Source organism: Huintestinicola sp. (genome assembly GCF_050874005.1).
GTDB lineage: Bacteria > Bacillota > Clostridia > Oscillospirales > Ruminococcaceae > Huintestinicola.
The window spans coordinates 1-19,118 of sequence record NZ_JBNMJV010000020.1 but is presented as its reverse complement, the minus strand read 5'-3'; the positions used below and the strand labels follow the sequence as shown (position 1 = coordinate 19,118).

The 19,118-nt window shown below is 41.5% G+C and carries 22 protein-coding genes; all 22 read left to right on the top strand.

Going from position 1 to position 19,118, the window contains the following annotated elements; translation table 11 throughout:
* The first annotated feature begins 168 nt into the window (after positions 1–168).
* Positions 169–996 (top strand): GGDEF domain-containing protein, encoded by an 828-nt coding sequence (locus tag ACR0QN_RS08160; protein WP_432650711.1) that lies wholly within the window; start codon positions 169–171, stop codon positions 994–996.
* 18 nt (positions 997–1,014) lie between these two features.
* Positions 1,015–1,320: an STAS domain-containing protein gene (locus tag ACR0QN_RS08155; RefSeq protein WP_432650710.1), complete on the top strand. Its 306-nt coding sequence runs from the start codon at positions 1,015–1,017 to the stop codon at positions 1,318–1,320.
* Positions 1,320–1,799, top strand: coding sequence for a DUF3574 domain-containing protein (locus ACR0QN_RS08150; RefSeq protein ID WP_432650709.1), 480 nt, complete (start codon positions 1,320–1,322; stop codon positions 1,797–1,799). The genes ACR0QN_RS08155 and ACR0QN_RS08150 overlap by 1 nt, the downstream gene beginning before the upstream one ends.
* A 15-nt stretch (positions 1,800–1,814) precedes the next feature.
* On the top strand, positions 1,815–2,714 hold the full coding sequence (locus ACR0QN_RS08145; RefSeq protein ID WP_432650708.1) for a DMT family transporter: 900 nt from the start codon (positions 1,815–1,817) through the stop codon (positions 2,712–2,714).
* Positions 2,701–3,411, top strand: a complete 711-nt coding sequence (locus ACR0QN_RS08140; protein ID WP_432650707.1) for a hypothetical protein — start codon at positions 2,701–2,703, stop codon at positions 3,409–3,411. Before ACR0QN_RS08145 ends, ACR0QN_RS08140 begins: the two co-directional genes overlap by 14 nt.
* A gap of 11 nt (positions 3,412–3,422) precedes the next feature.
* Positions 3,423–5,144 carry a SpoIIE family protein phosphatase gene (locus tag ACR0QN_RS08135; RefSeq protein ID WP_432650706.1) on the top strand — a complete coding sequence of 574 codons (1,722 nt, stop codon included), beginning with the start codon at positions 3,423–3,425 and terminating at the stop codon, positions 5,142–5,144.
* Positions 5,145–5,146: 2 nt separating this feature from the next.
* Positions 5,147–5,548, top strand: coding sequence for an ATP-binding protein (locus tag ACR0QN_RS08130; RefSeq protein ID WP_432650705.1), 402 nt, complete (start codon positions 5,147–5,149; stop codon positions 5,546–5,548).
* A 28-nt stretch (positions 5,549–5,576) separates the two neighbouring features.
* Positions 5,577–6,071, top strand: coding sequence for an RNA polymerase sigma factor (locus tag ACR0QN_RS08125; RefSeq protein ID WP_432650704.1), 495 nt, complete (start codon positions 5,577–5,579; stop codon positions 6,069–6,071).
* Between the two features lie 31 nt (positions 6,072–6,102).
* The gene (locus ACR0QN_RS08120) at positions 6,103–6,303 is read left to right on the top strand and encodes a hypothetical protein (protein WP_432650703.1); all 201 of its coding nucleotides are present in this window, start codon (positions 6,103–6,105) and stop codon (positions 6,301–6,303) included.
* Positions 6,290–7,135, top strand: coding sequence for a DUF7005 family protein (locus ACR0QN_RS08115; protein ID WP_432650702.1), 846 nt, complete (start codon positions 6,290–6,292; stop codon positions 7,133–7,135). The genes ACR0QN_RS08120 and ACR0QN_RS08115 overlap by 14 nt, the downstream gene beginning before the upstream one ends.
* Positions 7,136–7,215: 80 nt before the next feature.
* Positions 7,216–7,509, top strand: coding sequence for a Nif11-like leader peptide family RiPP precursor (locus ACR0QN_RS08110; protein WP_432650701.1), 294 nt, complete (start codon positions 7,216–7,218; stop codon positions 7,507–7,509).
* A 24-nt stretch (positions 7,510–7,533) separates the two neighbouring features.
* Positions 7,534–7,830, top strand: a complete 297-nt coding sequence (locus ACR0QN_RS08105) for a hypothetical protein (RefSeq protein ID WP_432650700.1) — start codon at positions 7,534–7,536, stop codon at positions 7,828–7,830.
* A gap of 77 nt (positions 7,831–7,907) precedes the next feature.
* On the top strand, positions 7,908–8,168 hold the full coding sequence (locus ACR0QN_RS08100) for a Nif11-like leader peptide family RiPP precursor (RefSeq protein ID WP_432650699.1): 261 nt from the start codon (positions 7,908–7,910) through the stop codon (positions 8,166–8,168).
* Between the two features lie 165 nt (positions 8,169–8,333).
* Positions 8,334–9,293, top strand: a complete 960-nt coding sequence (locus ACR0QN_RS08095; protein ID WP_432650698.1) for a radical SAM protein — start codon at positions 8,334–8,336, stop codon at positions 9,291–9,293.
* A complete protein-coding gene (locus tag ACR0QN_RS08090; protein WP_432650697.1) occupies positions 9,290–10,249 on the top strand; it encodes a radical SAM protein in 960 nt (319 codons plus the stop codon). The genes ACR0QN_RS08095 and ACR0QN_RS08090 overlap by 4 nt, the downstream gene beginning before the upstream one ends.
* Positions 10,250–10,282: 33 nt before the next feature.
* Entirely contained in the window at positions 10,283–10,759 is a 477-nt protein-coding gene (locus ACR0QN_RS08085) for a hypothetical protein (protein WP_432650696.1), read from the top strand.
* A gap of 9 nt (positions 10,760–10,768) precedes the next feature.
* Positions 10,769–12,946 carry an NHLP family bacteriocin export ABC transporter peptidase/permease/ATPase subunit gene (locus ACR0QN_RS08080; RefSeq protein WP_432650695.1) on the top strand — a complete coding sequence of 726 codons (2,178 nt, stop codon included), beginning with the start codon at positions 10,769–10,771 and terminating at the stop codon, positions 12,944–12,946.
* 12 nt (positions 12,947–12,958) lie between these two features.
* The gene (locus tag ACR0QN_RS08075; RefSeq protein WP_432650694.1) at positions 12,959–15,139 is read left to right on the top strand and encodes an NHLP bacteriocin export ABC transporter permease/ATPase subunit; all 2,181 of its coding nucleotides are present in this window, start codon (positions 12,959–12,961) and stop codon (positions 15,137–15,139) included.
* A 374-nt stretch (positions 15,140–15,513) separates the two neighbouring features.
* Positions 15,514–16,503 carry a helix-turn-helix transcriptional regulator gene (locus ACR0QN_RS08070; RefSeq protein ID WP_432650693.1) on the top strand — a complete coding sequence of 330 codons (990 nt, stop codon included), beginning with the start codon at positions 15,514–15,516 and terminating at the stop codon, positions 16,501–16,503.
* Between the two features lie 269 nt (positions 16,504–16,772).
* Positions 16,773–17,132 carry a helix-turn-helix domain-containing protein gene (locus tag ACR0QN_RS08065; RefSeq protein WP_432650692.1) on the top strand — a complete coding sequence of 120 codons (360 nt, stop codon included), beginning with the start codon at positions 16,773–16,775 and terminating at the stop codon, positions 17,130–17,132.
* A 69-nt stretch (positions 17,133–17,201) separates the two neighbouring features.
* Positions 17,202–17,354 (top strand): hypothetical protein, encoded by a 153-nt coding sequence (locus ACR0QN_RS08060; protein ID WP_432650691.1) that lies wholly within the window; start codon positions 17,202–17,204, stop codon positions 17,352–17,354.
* A 124-nt stretch (positions 17,355–17,478) separates the two neighbouring features.
* Positions 17,479–19,089, top strand: a complete 1,611-nt coding sequence (locus ACR0QN_RS08055) for a recombinase family protein (protein ID WP_432650690.1) — start codon at positions 17,479–17,481, stop codon at positions 19,087–19,089.
* Positions 19,090–19,118 lie beyond the last annotated feature (29 nt).

Genomic DNA, 19,118 nt, shown 5'->3' with positions numbered 1-19,118 from the left:
AAATGAATTATCTCGCATACTTATAGTATTATTAACATTATCACCCTATTTATTCTGCTGTGCGGCAGGGAACAGATATATGCAAATATCATCTGACATTATAAATTTATAGCTGAGGGGTTGGATATGGAAGATCTGTTTTGTATAAAAAAAGGCTTGATGGAACATATGATAGCTGCAATAGACAGCAGGATCGCAGTTTTTTATTGCAGTAAAGAAAATAAATATGTTTCGGATAAGCTGTTTGAAATTCTTGGTTTTGATCAGGAAAAATTAACTTATTATTTGCAGAATGCAGACAAGCTTATTTCATTTTTTGAGGCTGAGTCTGCTGAAACAACACACGATAACAGCGAATGTATTCATAAGATAGGAATAATTGATATCGATGAAAGGTATATAATCATTCATCTGTTCAAGACCGATGATGAAGATTTCGGCTTTATTGTTGATAAAACAGCTCAGGTCAATAAAAATGTGGGGGCAATTTCAGAGATCGCCAAGCTTAAAAGAAATTCACAAATCGATGGTCTGACAGGTGTGCTGAACCGCAGCGGCTTTGAAAAAACAGTTGAACGCTCTTTGAAGCTCCGGCAAAATAAAAGCGTTCTGTGCATTATGGATATGGACAATTTCAAGCTTGTAAACGATACATTGGGACACCCTGCAGGCGACAGCGTACTAAAAAAAATTGCGGATATGCTTAATGACACTTTTTCATTGTCGGCTTTTGTCGGAAGGATCGGCGGCGACGAGTTTGCAGTATTCATATACGAAGAAATGACTTACGACAAGCTTTCCGAATCGTTGGAAGCGTTTGAAAACAAGGTCAAAGCTGATTTTGCAAAGGAATATCCCGATAAAAAGCTGTCAGTCAGTATAGGTGCTGCAATGACTGATTCGGGTATCAATGATTATGCCAGTCTATATAAAAGTGCAGATGCCGCCCTTTATAAGGTCAAGGAAAAAGGAAAAGGCAGCTACGCCATTGTTTAATTGAAAGGATCGATAGTAATGTTGGATATAAAAAACACTGTTAATGGAACGGAGCTTACAGTAAAGCTGATTGGCAGACTTGACACGACAACAGCTCCTGTTCTTGAAGGCGATCTTCGCAAATCTGTTGATAATATTGAAAAGCTCATATTTGAAATAAGCGAGCTTGAATATATTTCATCTGCCGGACTTCGTGTATTGCTTTCTGCACAGAAGGTCATGAATAAACAAGGCGAAATGATAATTCGTGGAGCCAACGAGACTGTTATGGAAGTATTTGAGGTCACAGGCTTTGTGGATATTCTGAATATAGAGGATAAGTAATGGATCAAAAAAAGGAAAGCTCGGCTTTCAGAATTGCTGTTGTTATCGTAATGATACTTGAAGCGATCGCTGTGTCGGGAATAATATTTTATCTTTCATTCGGAGAACATCAGCAGGGCATTTACGATAAAGGTTCCGTTCTGGACTATAACTATTCTCAGAACGGCAAATATGTGCTGTATATAGGTCTTAATGATAAGGATACATATACTCAGCTGATACCTGTCGGGGAAGCAAAAAAGACAGTAAACGAAATATGCACCAAGTATGTTGACGGATATACCGTGACAGAGGCAAACGGCGGCTGGGTAGATGAAACGGGTACTCTGACAGAGGAAATATCGCTGATCTATACCTTCACCGATGCAGAAGAAGCAGATATTATTTCAATAATGGACGAAGTCCTTGCTGTTCTCAATCAGAATTCTATTCTTGTGGAAAGACAGGATCGGTCTTATACATTTTACAGCGGAAATTGACTGCGGAGGAAATTTATGAGCAGAACCGAAAACAATATCCTGTTATTTTCAATTACTCTATGCTGGGCAGCTTCCTATGTTTTTATAAAAAGTCTGCCGTCAGACCTGTCAACATACGCATATCTGACGATGACCTGCGGAATTGCAGCTGCTTTGCTGACCATTGTTTTCTTCAAAAAAGTCAAAACGGTCAAGTTCCTCACGCTTGGAAAATCTGTAATTCTGTCGGGACTGCTGCTTTTAAATCTGATTTTCGATAAAATGGGAATAGACAGGCTTACTTCGTCTGCGGCAAGTGTTCTTGCATCTTCCTCAATACTTATTGTTCCTGTTGTTATGATAATAATGAGAAAAATACCCACAAAAAACAATTTGCTGGGTGCTGTTGTTATAATGACGGGAATAGTTATCACAAGCGGGTTCAAAGCAGAAAACATATTTGGTCTCGGTGCATTGTTTATGCTGCTTTCCGCCGCAGTGACTTCTGTATATACGATAGCTGCGGACAGGATAACCAAAGAAGAGGATCCACTGCTGTTAAGCGTGCTGCAAATGTGGGTAACAGCGATAATGGGATTTGTTATGTGGTTTATTGAAGAACCGACGACCTTTGCTTCGCTTGAATACACAAACGAAATGCTTTCCTCCGTATTTATCCTTGCATTTTTCGGAAAGGCGTATGCTTACGTTGCGCTTATGTATTCGCAAAAGTATTCGGATCCCATAAACGTTACAATAATCGCATCGACAGAGCCGATCGTTACACTGGTTCTGGCTGTCCTTATACCTACTGCGTTTGAGGAGCATTTTACAGCTGCTGCCGTATTCGGTGCTGCTGTAATTATGGTCGGTGCAATTATTTCGGGGACGGATTTTCTTTCACGCAAAGGAGGAGAAAAGCTTGAGGCTAAGTAAACCAAAGCAGTTTTTTATTGTGCTTGCAGCTTTTCTTGCCCTTGGAATACCATTTAAGGTCATGGTGCTTGTGGAGGGCTTTACCGAGGTAAGACCTGTAAATGCAATACCGCCAATAGCAGGGCTGGTATGCGGTCCTTTGGGTGCTTTAGCCTGCGGAGCGGGAAATCTTATTGCTGATATGTTCGGCACATTTAATCAAACCTCAGTTTTAGGCTTTTTCGGAAATTTTGCTGCGGCATATCTTCCGTACAGGCTATGGTATATTTACTCCGATGAGCAGCCCAATTTACATAGGAATGTCAATATTCTGAAGTATGTGCTTATCTGCTTTTCGGCGGCATTAAGCGTAAGCTGGTTTCTGAGCTTCGGTCTTTATTATTTCTTTGATACATGGATAGAAGATATATACAGATATGTCTTTTTCAATAATTTCGGGTTTTCTGTCGGACTGGGTATGCCTTTGCTCATAATGCTTTCTTCCGATGATGTAAATATTGTATGTGATCCAAAATGCAAAAGGTATCTTATACTCAGAGATGAAAAGCTGAAAAGGATATTCCCGGTTATATATACTCTGAATATGACGCTGATAATGGCAGCCGTTCTTGTATTTCATCTTTCACCGGCTGATAATACTGCACTGGGGATATTCTCTGCCATAGGAATATTCGGAATGATAGCCATATCAATATAAAGGTGATGGAAATGATAACGGATAAAAAGTCAAATATAAAAAGAATAGCGGTTGTTGTATTGACAGCGGCGGTATTTTTTGCGGTAACTATGCCGTTCAGAAAGCTTTTTCAGGTCGTATCGGTCACAGAGGTGCGCCCTGCTGCCGCTTTGAATCCTACATTTGGCTTGATATTTGGCTTTTGGGGAGCATTGGGCTGTGCGCTGGGAAATCTTGCTGCTGATCTGCTTTCGGGATACACTCCGCTTATGTGCATATTGGGATTTGCAGTTCAGATGGTCTACGGTATGCTGCCCTTTGCAGTCTGGAAAAGCTTTGGGTGTGAAATGCGTCTGAATTCTTCGATAAATATTATGCGGTATATGCTTATATCGGCGGCAAATTCGGCGGTCACTTCCTTTCTTCTCGGAGCTGTTATGCTTATTACGGGAATAGGCAAAATATTTTCAATGACAACGCTTATGCTGCTGCTGAACAACTTTGTGTTCTGTGTGGTCTTAGGTATTCCGCTGATACTTCTTTATACAAAGCTGAGACTGAAAAAGGTCAGCGAGAATTTTTCACTGAATGAACGGTTCATACTTATTTTCCTGTTCCTTGCGATATTGTCGGCGGCAATTATAGGATTGTTTGCATTTAACGAAATATCTGGATATGTAAGTGACTTGCTTGCCCTGTGGAACAGAGTATATATTTATATTTCAACAGACCTGCTTGTGTTCAGCGTGGTTATTGTATGTTTTCTGTTTTATGCGGAAAAGCATATCACTATACCGCTTGAAAAGCTTTCATATATTGCGGGCGAATATTCAAAAGCCGAAGATGACAACGGACTCAACACAAAATGGATAGTTGAAGAGTGCAGTAAATACGAAAATGTTCACGGCGAAGCCGGTGAGCTTGCAAAAGCTTTTGGAGAAATGGCTGTAAATATTGAAAGCTACATAAAAAATATCACTGATATTACAGCCGAAAACGAACGTATCAGTGCGGAACTGAATGTTGCCAAGCAGATACAGGCGGATATGCTGCCGAGAATATTTCCCGCATTTCCCGAACGTACCGAATTTGACATTTTTGCTTCTATGGATCCTGCAAAGGAGGTCGGGGGAGATTTTTATGATTTCTTTCTTATCGATGAGGATCATCTTGCTTTGGTAATTGCTGACGTATCGGGAAAAGGAGTTCCCGCTGCACTGTTTATGGTCATCTCCAAAACGCTTCTCAAAAATCAGGCGCTTATGAAAAAAGCCCCGAAGGATATTCTGACGGAGGTAAACGGTCAACTTTGTGAGAATAACGATGCTCAGATGTTTGTTACCGTATGGCTTGGGATCTATGAAATATCTACAGGAAAGCTTACTGCCGCCAATGCCGGACACGAATATCCCGCAATACGCAGGGCGGACGGCAAATTTGAGCTTTACAGGGACAAGCACGGCTTTGTTCTTGCGGGAATGGAAAATATTAAGTACCGCCAATATGAGCTTCAGCTGAACGCAGGAGATACTTTATTCGTTTATACTGACGGAGTGGCAGAGGCGGCTGACAGCAGCAATGAGCTTTTCGGAACAGACAGAATGACAGAAGCACTTAACAGGGAGCCTGATGCCGAACCGCAAAAGCTGATATGCAATGTGAATGAGAAAATAGCCGAATTTGTTGGGGAAGCAGATCAGTTTGACGATATTACTATGCTTGCAATTAAGATCAACAGCATCAAGGGGGAGTAAGTATGACAGTTGCGGCAACAAAAGAAAATTGGACAGTTGTTATGGAAGCTATAGAAGAATTTCTTGACAGCATAAATTGTCCGTTAAAGGCAAAGTTTCAGATACTTACGGCTTCCGAAGAAATATACGTTAATATTGCTTCGTATGCGTATGTCGGCAAAACAGGGGAAGCCGATATTGAACTGGGCTTTGATGAAGCGGCAGGAGTAGTTTCAATATCATTTGCTGACAGCGGTGTACCGTACAATCCATTGGAAAAGGAAGATGCCGATACTACGCTTTCCGCAGAGGAAAGAAAGATCGGCGGGCTTGGGATCTTAATGGTAAAAAAGAGTATGGACGATATAAAATATGAATATTCGGGAGGGAAAAACCATTTGCAGCTGATCAAAAAATGCTGCTGAAAATTCAAGTTCAACAGGGGGCATTAAAATGTTGACCGAGAAAGAATTTGAGGAATTCTATTCCGAAAATTACAGAAGGATATACAATTACTTCTATTATGCGACAATGAGTCATCATACTGCCGAAGATCTGACAAGCGTTACCTTTTTTAAATTCTTCAGAAGTATGGATAGATACGATGAAAATATCTCCGGCAAGCTGACATTTGCTTTGAAAATAGCGAAAAATGTTGCTGTTGATCATTTCAGAAAGAATAAAGATCATAAAGAGGTGTCTATCGGTGATGAGGAAGCATACGAATTTGAATGCAATTCGGCTGACCGATTGCTGCTGAGTGAGATATTGTCCGAGCTGCCCGTAAGAGACAGGCAGGTGCTTTATTACAGATATTATCTGGATATGAGCTCCGAAAAAATAGCTGAGATCATGGGCATCTCACTCACAAACGCAACAACCCTTTGCAGCAGGGCTTTAAAAAAGGCAAAAAAAGTTTTTGAAAAGTGTGACAAAAAGGCTATGTGAACCGTATATGTTTATAAAAGGGGATTTAAAGATGAACTTATCTGAATTTGAACAATTTTTTGGGTCGCTGGTTCAAAGAACGGATTTTACCCCGATGAAAAATAAAAAAGGTCATATTGAAATTTCTGTGACTGAAAAAAATACCGCACCGATCGAACTGTCCGATGACAGCTTATTGGCTGCGGCAGGCGGAGTAAACGAAAAAGGAGATGATAAGCATGACGGTGAATGAGATCGCAGAAAAATATTGTCTCGATGAAAATGATACCGCCTGCTTTAATGAATACCTTGAAAATAAATTTATCGGAAATATAAAATCTCCCGACACGGATATTTCCTTTGTTGACAGATGGACAGATATTTGCTCATACGCTGCTGTCAATGGTGTTGGTGAGGCGCTGAATAAATATGTTATTCCCAGGAGGCCTGTAAGCTTTGCCGATACAGCTGGTCTGCGATTGGAAATATACGATTCATTTGCAGGCAGGATACCTGTTATATACATAAAAAACACCAAGGATTTTGAAAGCTTTATCACCAATGCTGTATATAAGGGTGTGCCGCCCGAAAATCTTCCGCAGACAGGAGCTTCCTTTATCAGCGGAAAAACCACAAGATTTATTGTCCTTTCGGCAAAGCCCTACAGCAATGTTCCTGCATCGGAGATAGGCATTTCTTCCGAAGAATGGGCAGAAAGATCTATGATAATACGCCGTGAGCATGAGTGTACGCACTATTACACAAAGCAGGTCTACGGTACGGCAAGGAACAATCTTCATGATGAGCTTATTGCAGATTTTTTCGGGATATATGAAGCCTTCGGAGGATACAGGGCTGAACTGTTCCTCAGATTTATGGGGATAGGCGGAAGCGGCGGCAGGTTGAGTTTCTATACAGACGGAATGTCCGAAAGACTTTTTGCGGCTGTTTCCGAAGCTGCCGTACAAGCATCCGCTTATCTCGAAAAATATTCAAAGACGGCAGATTTTCTTGACAGAAGCCGAGAAGAAAGAATAAATGCATTATGCGAAACGGGACTCAGTGATATGTGCCTGAAAGCATGAGATTTTTCTAAAGTATATTATTCGGATACTTCAGTCCGGATCAATATAAATACATATTTTATAATCAGGAGGAATTAACAATGGCAGGAATCAATGAACTCAAGCAGAAACTCGAAAGCGATGCAGCTTTCAAGGAAAGTCTTCAGAAATCGGCAGATGCCAAGGATCTTATAAACAAGATCAAGGCAGCAGGCTTTGATGTTACTCCCGAAGAACTTATTAACACTGTAAGCGGCAAGAGCGGCGAGATCAGCGATGATGAGCTTGAAGCAGTTGCAGGCGGCAGCTTCTGGGGTGACTTCTGGACAGGCTTTAAGTACGGCTTTACTCATCCTATTGATGGTATAAAGGTTGTTGTTGACGAACTTTCATAATCAATATTTCAGGAGGTATTTAAAATGGCAGGCAAACTTTTTGAAGCACTCGGCAAAAATGCCGAACTCAGCAAAAAATTTATGGAAGCTTCCTCTAAGGAAGAGGCTTTTGAGGTAGTTAAGGATATAATCCCCGGCTACACCATTGATGAAATGATTTCTGAACTTAAGGACAGAAAGGAAAACGCAAATGCCGTTTCCGATGATGAGCTTGAAGCTGTTGCCGGAGGAACATCTATGGACGACATATATATTTCTGACGAGGAATTTTTCTCAACATTATTCAAAAGAGGAAAATGGCTCATCGGCAAATTATTCTGATCTGAAACAACAATTATTCAAGGAAACAAGGGCTGCATATAGGTCAGCTCTTTCCTGAAAAAAGGAGTGTAACTGTAATGGGCGTAAGAGAATTCAAGGAAAAGATCGCAGCAGACAAGGCTTTTGCTGCAAAGTTTGAAAACGTTAAAACAGCGGAGGAGCTTGTAAAGATAGCTGCCGAAGAAGGCTTTAACTTCACTGTTGACGATGTTAAGAGCAACACTGAGCTTATTGACGCAGAGCTTGAGGCTGTTGCGGGCGGTGCGACTATATTTGCAAAGACCTATTTTGTAACATCAAGCACTGTTTTTGCGAAAACATATTTTGTTGAAAACTGATAATTAAGTGCTTCCGTATGTTTTGCGGCAGACCGTAAAAAGCTCGGTCTGCTGCAAAACAGTATGGGAGTCTGTTTTGCAAAAAATCTCTTTGTACAAAATTATCCGTTTTTGTGCAAAGAGATTTTTTGTGATAAAATAAATATTGACGGAGAGGACGAGGGTATGAAGCGAAGTGTTTGTATTATTATGACTGACAAATGTAATGCGGAATGCAAGACCTGCTGTTTTTCGTGTTCGCCGAAAAATTCTTCGGTAATCGATGAAAAGCTTATGCTGAAAGCAATAGATGATGCCGCAGAGCTTGGCAATGCAGATGCCGTAGGCTTTTCAGGAGGAGAACCCTTTTTATATTATGAGCTTATGAAAAAGGGTATGGAATATGCAAAGCAAAAGGGCTTCGGTGTAACTGTTGCCACAAACGGATTCTGGGGCGGCTGGGACGACAGGGAGCTGGTCAAAAAGCTTTCGGCACTGCCGTTGGATCATATTTCATTCAGCTACGATCATTATCACGCCGAGTATGTTGATGAAAAAGCTTTTGAAAGAGCTGTCGGATACTGCAAAGCAAACGGCATATCCTACAGTGTCGGGATAGGTGAGACAAAAGAGAAAAAAGCGAATGATTTTTTCAGAGAGCTTGGTGTGGAAAAGTATCTGATGAAATTTTATATTTACCCATATCTGAGAGTAGGCAGAGCGGAAAAGAAAATGACCGATGATGCTTTCTACAAATTCTGTGATGCCAAACGGATACATTGCCGCAGCGAAGGGCTTCTTGCTGTCCGATACGATGGCGAAGTCTTTCCGTGCTGTGTTCAGACTGTTTTTGATACGGCATTGTCTATGGGTAATATTTCCGATTCGTCCTTGAAGGAAATAACGGAAAACAGCAGACTGGCTAAGCTTATAAAGGTTATCAAAGACCCTGACAGCTTTACAGAGCTTAAAAATATTGCAGCTTCGGAAACAGATATCCCCGATATGTGCGGCGATCACTGTGAAATTTGCAGAATGATGTTTAAAGACGAAAAAAGGCTGAACATTCTCGCCGAATATGCGGACAGTATTTATGAAAAAAAGCTTGTTGACAGCTTTTTGGGCAGAGGAGGTTTGTTAAAATGAGCTTGAAATCACTGTCATTTGTTATGACCGATACCTGCAATGCTGCCTGCGGAATGTGCTGCTTTTCCTGCTCACCGCAGAAAAAAACAGTGCTGGACAAGGAGCTTGTAAAGGACTATATACGGCAGGCTTCCGAGCTGGGTACAACAGATCAGATAGCTTTTACAGGCGGTGAAGCGATAATATATTATGACACGCTGAGAGAGTGTATGGAATATGCCAAAAGCCTCGGAATGTCATCGACCCTTGTAAGCAACGGCTTCTGGGGAAAAAATTATGATGACGGTCTTAAAAAGATAAGCGGATTGAAGGAAGCCGGCTTAAAGCATATATCCTTCAGTGTGGATAAATTTCATCAGGAATATGTTCCTGTTGAAAGTGTGCGAAACGCCATAACTATTGCACGTCGGCTTGGGCTTTTGTCTGCAATAACCCTGATGGATCTGAAGGACGGGGACAGCGTATATTATTCAACGGAAAATTTCAGAGACCTTCTTTATGGCTGCGACCTGATAGTGTATCCCTGTTTCCCGGCAGGAGAAGCCAAAAAGCAGATACCCGAAGATAAATTTATCTGTGAGTGCAGCAGCCTTTCAGCCCGCTGTTCGTTTGATAATACAATAACGGTATTGTTTGACGGTACGATGATGATGTGCTGCTCACAGTTCAGCAGGGATATTGATATAGTCAAGGTCGGTAAGTTCGGAGAAACGACCCTGAAACAAGCGATAGACAATCTTAACGGGAATGATTTCCTGTATGTTCTTTTGCATCACGGATTTGGCTGGTATGTTGAGCTTGCCCGTTCATTCGGGAAAAAGGTCCGTGAAAAATGCTGTGTGTCCTGTCACCTGTGCTATGAGCTTTTTACGGATAAGGATTTTATTGAAAAGTGCAGACCCTTTGTGGAAAAGGAAGCTCAGCGCCTCAGAGTAAGACACTTTATTGGGGCATAGTGCTCATTAATTTATTATAAAGGAATGATTTTTATGAAAGAAAGCATATTCAGAAAGAAAAGCATAGACAGGGTGAATTCACCCGAACAGCTTGACGAATATATCCGTGTGGCATCTCCGGGGATATGGCTGGTTCTTACGGGAATAGCCGTGCTGCTTGCGGGATTTGTTGTGTGGGGTATTTTCGGCACGATAGAAACAACAAAAAATGTTGAAGTTGTTTGCAGTGGTGAGAAGCTCCAGTGTTACATAAAGCCTGAGAATGCGGATTCCATAAGCGAGGGTATGCCTGTAACGGTAAACGGTCAGACGGGAACGGTGCTTGCTGTATCGGATATGCCTGTAATGCTTCCTGAAAATGCCGACCCGTATCTGCTGTATATCGGAGGATACAGTGCAGGGGATTTTGCATATACGGCAGAGATAGACGTTGACGGGCTTCCTGACGGCATCTATGAAGCAAAGGTTATCACGGAGAGCATCAAGCCTATTTCGTTTGTGATACAGTGAGGGAGCAGTATGAATAAGAACAATACCATAAAACAGCCTGTTTCGAAGGGCGTAGCCAAAACGCCTGTTGTTATTCAGCTTGAAGCCCTCGAATGCGGTGCGGCTTCTCTTGCAATGATACTTGCCTATTACAGAAAATGGATACCGCTTGAGCAGGTACGCTCCGACTGTGGAGTATCGAGAGACGGTTCAAACGCAAAAAATATCCTGAAAGCGGCAAGGCATTACGGACTTACCGCAAAGGGATACAGATATGAACCGGAAACGCTTAAGGAAAAGGGTACATTTCCCTGTATAATCCACTGGAATTTCAATCACTTTGTTGTTCTGTGCGGCTTCAGGGGCAGCAAGGCTGTAATAAACGATCCCGCAAAAGGTACCTGTTTAATTCCCATGGAGGAATTCGACAAGGCATTTACGGGAATATGTTTGTTATTTGAGCCGAGTGAGAATTTTGTGCCGTCGGGCAAGCCTAAGAGCATTATGAAATTTGCTGTCAAAAAGCTCAGAGGAACTGGAGCGGCATTTGCGCTGATGACGATCACAACGGTCATAACATCTCTTATCGGAATAGTTACTCCGGGATTTTCAAATATTTTTGCCGACAGGCTTCTTACGGGGAAAAATCCCGAATGGTTCAAGCCATTTATTCTTGGTCTCAGTGCAATTGCGGTCATTCAGATAATCGTGACCTGCATAAACACAGTATATTCCATGAAAGCAAACGGCAAGATCGCCGTTATTGCAAATTCGGAATATATGTGGCACGTTCTGCGTATGCCAATGGGCTTCTTCTCACAGCGAATGGCAGGTGATATCGCCGCAAGAAAGCAGCAGAATTCCGAGATAGCGGGAGTGCTTATTTCGACCTTTGCTCCGCTGGCGATACAGACGATAATGATGATATTCTACCTGTTTGTAATGCTCAGATACAGCGTCATACTGACGCTTATTGCTGTTTTGTCAATAGTGATAAATCTTGCCGTTTCAAATTATATCTCCGCAAAGAGAATAAATATCACAAGAGTTGCCGTAAGAGACAGCGGAAAGCTTTCGGGTACTGCCGTTGCGGGTATAGAGATGATAGAATCCATCAAGGCATCGGGTGCTGAAAACGGCTTTTTCGAGAAATGGGCAGGCTATCAGGCAAGTGTAAATGCAGGCAAGGTCAGGTACAGTGAGCTTAACGCAAGGCTCGGCATAATTCCGTCCGTCGTTTCTGCACTGACAAACACAGTGATACTTATGGGAAGCGTTTACCTGTGTATGAGGGGCGAATGGACGATAGGTATGATAACGGCTTATTCGGGATTTCTGCTGTCCTTTACATCTCCCGCCGTGCAGCTGACGGAGGCTTCACAGTCATTTCAGGAAATGCGCACAAGTATGGAGCGTATTGAGGACGTAATGGAATATCCAACAGATGTTAAGTACGGTGAGCAGGCAGGCGATACGGAATACAGCAAGCTTACGGGAAAGATAGAGCTGAAAAATGTCACCTTCGGATATTCGCCGCTGGCAGACCCGCTTATCGAAGATTTCAGTATGACTCTTGAACCGGGGCAGAGGGTCGCATTTGTAGGTTCATCAGGCTGCGGAAAATCCACCCTTTCAAAGCTTATTTCAGGTTTGTACAAGCCGTGGAGCGGAGAGATACTGTTTGACGGAAAGCCTATCTCGGAGATAGACAGAAACGTGTTCACAGGCTCTCTTTCCGTTGTGGATCAGGATATTATCCTTTTTGAGGACACGATAGCAAATAACATCAAAATGTGGGATAACTCCATTGAGGATTTTGAAATGATACTTGCCGCAAGAGACGCTCAGATACACGAGGATATAATGAAGCGTGACGGCGGTTATCAGTACAGGCTTACCGAGGGCGGAAAGGACCTGTCGGGCGGACAGCGGCAGAGACTGGAGATAGCCCGTGTGCTTGCTGAGGATCCCACAATAATCATTATGGACGAGGCAACATCGGCTCTCGATGCTAAGACCGAATATGACGTTGTAAGATCTATCAGGGACAGAGGTATCACCTGCATCGTAGTTGCGCACAGACTTTCCACTGTCAGGGACTGTGATGAGATCATTGTTCTTGACAAGGGCAAGGTCGCAGAACGTGGTACTCACGATGAATTGTATGCAAAGGGTGGCCTTTATGCCCGCCTTGTATCAAATGAATAAAGAGGTGTTGGAATGGGTTGGTTTGATGAACAGATAAGGCAGAGGATACAAAGCGATGACGATGTTTTTGCCGATGCATTTGCGGCTATGGCAGGAGCTGTTGCGGGCGAAAGGCTCTCAAAGGCACTGAGCGATGACAGGATACAGACAAAAAACGCCATAGATGAGATACTTAAATTTTACGGTATAAAAACACGGGAACTGCCTGATAATATCAGAACGGCAGATGAACAGCTTGAATTTCTTATGCGTCCTTCCGGAATAATGAGAAGAACTGTTGTCCTTGAGGGCAGATGGTACAAGAACGCAGTAGGTGCGATGCTCTGTACAAGAAAGGATAACGGACTCCCTGTTGCACTTATTCCCGGAAAGCTTTTCGGATATACGTTCTACGATACCGAAAGCGGCAAACGTTTAAGAGTTACCGGCAGCACGGCAAAGCTTCTGGATAATGAGGCATATTGCTTCTATAAGCCGCTGCCACTGAAAAAAATAGGCACAGCCGATCTTATAAAATATATACTGGGAACAGTTTCATTTTCCGACAGGGCGCTTATCTGTATATCAACGCTTGGCGTTACACTGATAGGTATGCTTGTTCCGAAGATACATAATGTTATCTATTCGCACGTTGTAAACAGCACAAGCATACAGCTTTTGCTGGCGGTATTTACCTTCCTGTTCTGCTCTCAGCTTTCGCAGCTTATAATAACTGCTGTAAAAACGCTGATAGTTGACCGTATTTCACAGAAGATGGGCATTGCCGCAGAAGCGGGCGGAATGATGAGAATGCTGTCTCTGCCTGCCGAATTTTTCAAGAAATACGGATCGGGCGATCTGGCAAACCGTATGGCTTATATCGGAGAGCTTTGCTCGCTTTTAACGGGTGTTCTGTTCACAACGGGTCTGTCATCACTGTTTTCTCTGCTTTATATCGGGCAGATGTTCAGATATGGTCCCGGGCTTGTTGTACCGGGACTTACGGTGATCTTGCTGACGGTGATATTCTCCGTAATAACTGCTGTCATTCAGGTCAGACTGATGAGAACGGCAATGGCTGAGGGTACGGAAGAAGCATCACTTACATATTCTCTTATATCGGGAATACAGAAGATAAAGCTTTCGGGAGCGGAAAAAAGAGCGTTTGCAAAATGGGCAAACAAGTATGCAAAGGCAGCAAAACCGAAATATACTCCCGTTATTCCATTCGGCTCGTTTATCGCTCTTGTAGGTACGGTAGTAATATACTATTTTACGATAACTACCAATGTCCCTTTGGCGGATTATTATTCCTTTACTGCGGCATACGGTGCTGTTACGGGTGCATTCACGCTGCTTGTGGGAATGGGAACCTCCATTGCACAGATAAAGCCTATTCTTGAAATGGTAAAGCCTATCCTTGAAGCTGTTCCTGAGATAGATGAGAATAAAAAGGTCGTGACAAGGCTTTCGGGCGGTATTGAGCTTAATAACGTATCCTTCAGATACAATGACAATATGCCTATGATAATCGATGACCTTTCCCTTAAGATCCGTCCCGGTCAGTATGTTGCGATAGTAGGCACGACAGGCTGCGGGAAATCCACCCTTATGCGTCTTATGCTGGGATTTGAAAAGCCGTGCAAGGGTGCTGTATATTATGACGGCAAGGATATTGCATCGCTTGATCTGAAATCTCTCAGGAAAAATATCGGCACGGTGATGCAGAACGGAAAGCTGTTTCAGGGAGACATTTTTTCAAACATAACTATCTCAGCCCCTGAGCTTACAATGGACAGAGCGTGGGAAGCGGCTGAAATGGCAGGTGTTGCAGAGGACATAAGAAATATGCCGATGGGTATGCATACCATTATCTCGGAGGGTTCGGGAGGAATATCCGGAGGGCAGAGGCAGCGTCTGATTATTGCCCGTGCGGTTGCACCGAAGCCAAAGGTGCTTATGTTTGACGAAGCGACCTCCGCTCTGGATAACATCACACAGAAGATAGTGTCCGATTCTCTTGATAATCTTAAATGCACAAGGATCGTCATAGCCCACAGGCTTTCTACGATACGTCAGTGCGACCGCATCATTGTTCTTGACAAGGGCAGGATCATTGAGGATGGCACCTATGAGGAGCTGATCGGGCAGAACGGCTTTTTTGCAAAGCTGGTCGAAAGACAGCGCCCTGAGACTGTGACTGCTGCGGAATAACAGAGAACACCGGCATATAAATAATTATGTAAAAACGTCGCTTGACAAACAGGCGGCGTTTTTGTTTGTATTTAAAAAATATATGACGGCATAGCTGTCGGAATGGAGTGAAATAATGAAGTATTATTTTAAAAAAAAAATCGAGTAGAGGTATCCGATGAAATTGCAAGGTATAACAACCGTATGCATTCAATGGAAATTCGCAGAAAAAACGTGATATGGATAATATTATCAGTCTGTGTATTCATAATGAGTACACAGTTTTTTTGTTTTTATCTTTGAAAAAGGGCTTTCAAGTATAGATTTCTATACCTATCGGCGTTGAAAAAATACATCAAAAAGATTTATAATACTATATGGAAAGGGTAACAGCGATGAATAACAGAATACAGCTTCTGATGGTCTTGAAATACATAATAGAAAAATCCACAGAAAGTGAACCGGTTAGCAATGCTGATATTTTGAGTTATCTTGCAAGTCAAAATATAACCCCCTGTAAGATGACATTAATTGAGGATTTGAAGGTTATAAAAAAAGCAGGATATGACTTGATTACTATAAAAAAAGGAAAAATCAATTATTACTATATCCCTTCCGAACATTTTGATACGACAGAAGCAAGGCTGATAACTGATTCACTTGTATCTGCAAAATTTGTTACCCCAATCGCAACAGAACGGCTTCTTTCAAAAGTTGTACGACTTACCGATAAAGAAATGGAAAAGCATTTTATCAATGATATTGTTCTTGATTTCAGGCTGAAACATAAAAATTGTAATACAACTTACTCCATAAATGTCATTCAAGAAGCCCTGTCAAGAGGAAAAAGGGTGAAATTCAGATATTTCGACCTTGATGAAAGTAAAAATAGGGTATATCGACATAACAACAAGATATATGAGGTTTTTCCGATAACAATGATAAATGGAATGGATAACTACTATTTGATAGCCTACGATCCACACTCCGGGTGCAACAGTGAAAAGACTTTTCGCATAGACCGAATGGAGGATACTGTTATCAGTAAAAAGAATAAAGGTGATATTCCATTCGATAGGGATGAATGTATTCAAAGGTATCGTTCATCGGTATTCAGTATGTACAGCGGTCAGAGGATAATTGCAGAGTTTGAGTTTGACTTTAAAGCTATGAATATCATATACGATAAATATGGCGAGGACACAAAAGTGACAAAGCTGGAAGATAACAGATATTATGCCAAGCTTCCCATTGAGGATAGTCCTACGTTCTGGGGCTGGGTGTTTACGCTTGAAGATCACATCAGAATCATTTCCCCGGTTTTTCTGATTGACAAATATATCGAAAAACTTGAAAAAGCAAGGCTGCTTGTTAAATGTGTATAAAAAACAGTTGAAAAATTTTGTAGATCCTACAACACGAGTGGTTCGGGTTATTATGATACGTTTTTAGACGATTTAACGTAAACCTGATTATCAAAATCGGCTATTCTACGTCATTTACAACCCGAAGCACTCTGGTCGACAAATTTTGAGATATGTGATAGAATAATCTCAATCAATACAAAACAGTACATATTGAGATAAATTACAACAGGGAGGTGAGTTAGATTAATAAGGTGTTGATTGAAATCAGAGAGATAACGAAGAAATCTTTGGAGTTTGAAATAAGCAAAGATGATAATTTCACATCGGTATTAAATCGTTATATGATGGAACAAAATATTACCATTGCTGTATTGTCTGCACGAACGGGCATTAACAAAAATACTCTGATTGATTATCGAGCCGGAAACCATATTCCGAATGATATACATAAACTTGTTGCATTGTGTATAGGGTTACAGATAAACGAGCATAGGGCAGAATACCTTATTAGTTTAGCTCATATGTCTATTGGCTATGATATTCAAGGTATGGCTTTTAGGATGTTGATTTCTCTCGCTTTTTTATCAGGGATTACTGTTTGTCAAGGAAATAGGATATTAGATAACCTTGACTTGCCAAAGTTATAATGCTTTATTTGCATCATCTCGCCGGATACAAAATGAAGCCAAGATGAACAAAGAAATGATGGTGATATTGTGGGAGCAGGAACGATAACAGCAGATATTGTTGTTGAAAGAGAATTTGGAAACGGAAGTTTTCTTGAAATGTATTCAGGATATGTTTCAAAAAAAATCATAGAGTTTCTGGAACTTGAAAAAGAAAGCAATGCCGAGGACAGTTCGGAGTAAGACAGCTTTATATGACATCAAAAAATACAGAAAAACAGCGAATCTATATTGACATCACCACTTTAATGTGGTAAAATGAATATGCAAACGTTGTTTTTCATTCCATAGAAAGGATAATGTTTTTATGGATATGAAAATATATAAAGCAGCTTGTTATTGCAGATTATCACAGGATGACCTTAATGATGGGACAAGCGTTTCAATAACAACGCAAATGGCTGTTGCAAGGGAATATTGCAAAGAAAATCGGTTTCAGATCGTTGATTTCTATTGTGATGACGGCTATACAGGCACAAACTTCAACAGACCCGAATTCAAGCGTATGATGAAGGACGTTGAGAAAGGAAAGGTAAATCTCGTAATAGTAAAGGATCTGTCGAGATTCGGCAGAGAGCATATTATGGTTGACAGTTATACTCAGGTGTACTTTCCGGAAAACGGTATCAGATTTATTGCGATTTACGATAATATTGATATTACTCCGAGAAGCCATTATGATCTGATGATGAATATCAAGAGCGTCATCAATGAGTATTATCCTGCTGAGGTGTCGGGAAAGGTCAGAAATTCTTTTGATGTGAAAACCAAAAACGGAGAGTTTCTTCACCCGACAGTACCCTATGGGTACAAGAAATCAAGTACACAGAAGAACAAGCTGGAGATCGACTATGAGTATGCACCGGTCGTTGTAAAGATATTTGAAATGATAGCATATCAGGGTATTGGTGTTACCAATGTTGCCAATATGCTGTACGAACAGAAAATACCAAATCCCACCGCATTGAAGGAACTCAAGGACGGGCAGATAAAGTCGGCAAACCCGTACCGATGGAACAAATCCACAATATACGGTATCCTTAATAATCAGGTCTATCTTGGAAAAATGATAAACGGCAAGACAAGAAAGGTCAGCTTCAAGAGTGACAAGATTTTCAAGGCGGACGAATCCGAATGGGTGGTTGCCGAAAATGCCCACGAACCGATAATATCGCAGGAACTTTGGGACAATGCTCATATGAGGGTGAATCAGCGAAAGCGTAAATGCAATCCCAATCAGCCGGAGAATATGTTCAAAGGAATTCTGACTTGTATGGATTGCGATTCTACAATGAGAGTGTTCAATCCGAAGAAAAAGAGCAGATACTTTGTATGTTCCAAAAGTCAATGCAGGGTAGCAGGGGACTTCCGATGTTCAACGCATAACATCAAGTATGATGTGCTTGAAGAAAGTGTTTTAAGGGACATAAATCTGATGATAAAAATGCTCAAAACCGATGAAGAAGCGTTTTTGAATCAGGTTCTTGGAAACATAAGAATGGATGAAGGTTCGGAAGAAAGAATCTGCAACGAACTGAGTGACATTAACAAGCAGATCGACAGGCAGACGAAAAAGTATAAAAAGCTGTACGATGACTATTACGATGGAATTATCCACGATTCAAAGCTCTTTGAAGAAATGGCTGCGGAATGTGAGGAAAAGCGTCAGTATTACCTTACAAGAAAGAGCCAGCTTGAAGAAGAACTTGAATCAGCTACAAAGGTGTTTGAGGACTCGGAGAGGTTTATCAGACTGCTTAAAAAGTATGATTACATAACCGAGCTTTCTTCGGAACTCCTTAACACACTTATTGAAAAAATCACCGTTGGTGAGAAAACATATGTTGAACCCAACAAAGTAGTTCAGAAAGTGAAGATTTACTATAAATTTGTCGGACTTGTCGGCAAGTGTGAGTAAAATGAAAAGTGGGTCACTTTAACGACGGG

What these genes read in the sequence shown, in the direction of transcription:
- ACR0QN_RS08160 (WP_432650711.1), top strand. Translation starts at nt 169, where the DNA reads ATGATAGCTGCAATAGACAGCAGGATCGCAGTTTTTTATTGCAGTAAA.
- ACR0QN_RS08155 (WP_432650710.1), top strand. Translation starts at nt 1,015, where the DNA reads ATGTTGGATATAAAAAACACTGTTAATGGAACGGAGCTTACAGTAAAG.
- ACR0QN_RS08150 (WP_432650709.1), top strand. Translation starts at nt 1,320, where the DNA reads ATGGATCAAAAAAAGGAAAGCTCGGCTTTCAGAATTGCTGTTGTTATC.
- ACR0QN_RS08145 (WP_432650708.1), top strand. Translation starts at nt 1,815, where the DNA reads ATGAGCAGAACCGAAAACAATATCCTGTTATTTTCAATTACTCTATGC.
- ACR0QN_RS08135 (WP_432650706.1), top strand. Translation starts at nt 3,423, where the DNA reads ATGATAACGGATAAAAAGTCAAATATAAAAAGAATAGCGGTTGTTGTA.
- ACR0QN_RS08130 (WP_432650705.1), top strand. Translation starts at nt 5,147, where the DNA reads ATGACAGTTGCGGCAACAAAAGAAAATTGGACAGTTGTTATGGAAGCT.
- ACR0QN_RS08125 (WP_432650704.1), top strand. Translation starts at nt 5,577, where the DNA reads ATGTTGACCGAGAAAGAATTTGAGGAATTCTATTCCGAAAATTACAGA.
- ACR0QN_RS08120 (WP_432650703.1), top strand. Translation starts at nt 6,103, where the DNA reads ATGAACTTATCTGAATTTGAACAATTTTTTGGGTCGCTGGTTCAAAGA.
- ACR0QN_RS08115 (WP_432650702.1), top strand. Translation starts at nt 6,290, where the DNA reads ATGACGGTGAATGAGATCGCAGAAAAATATTGTCTCGATGAAAATGAT.
- ACR0QN_RS08110 (WP_432650701.1), top strand. Translation starts at nt 7,216, where the DNA reads ATGGCAGGAATCAATGAACTCAAGCAGAAACTCGAAAGCGATGCAGCT.
- ACR0QN_RS08105 (WP_432650700.1), top strand. Translation starts at nt 7,534, where the DNA reads ATGGCAGGCAAACTTTTTGAAGCACTCGGCAAAAATGCCGAACTCAGC.
- ACR0QN_RS08100 (WP_432650699.1), top strand. Translation starts at nt 7,908, where the DNA reads ATGGGCGTAAGAGAATTCAAGGAAAAGATCGCAGCAGACAAGGCTTTT.
- ACR0QN_RS08095 (WP_432650698.1), top strand. Translation starts at nt 8,334, where the DNA reads ATGAAGCGAAGTGTTTGTATTATTATGACTGACAAATGTAATGCGGAA.
- ACR0QN_RS08090 (WP_432650697.1), top strand. Translation starts at nt 9,290, where the DNA reads ATGAGCTTGAAATCACTGTCATTTGTTATGACCGATACCTGCAATGCT.
- ACR0QN_RS08085 (WP_432650696.1), top strand. Translation starts at nt 10,283, where the DNA reads ATGAAAGAAAGCATATTCAGAAAGAAAAGCATAGACAGGGTGAATTCA.
- ACR0QN_RS08080 (WP_432650695.1), top strand. Translation starts at nt 10,769, where the DNA reads ATGAATAAGAACAATACCATAAAACAGCCTGTTTCGAAGGGCGTAGCC.
- ACR0QN_RS08075 (WP_432650694.1), top strand. Translation starts at nt 12,959, where the DNA reads ATGGGTTGGTTTGATGAACAGATAAGGCAGAGGATACAAAGCGATGAC.
- ACR0QN_RS08070 (WP_432650693.1), top strand. Translation starts at nt 15,514, where the DNA reads ATGAATAACAGAATACAGCTTCTGATGGTCTTGAAATACATAATAGAA.
- ACR0QN_RS08055 (WP_432650690.1), top strand. Translation starts at nt 17,479, where the DNA reads ATGGATATGAAAATATATAAAGCAGCTTGTTATTGCAGATTATCACAG.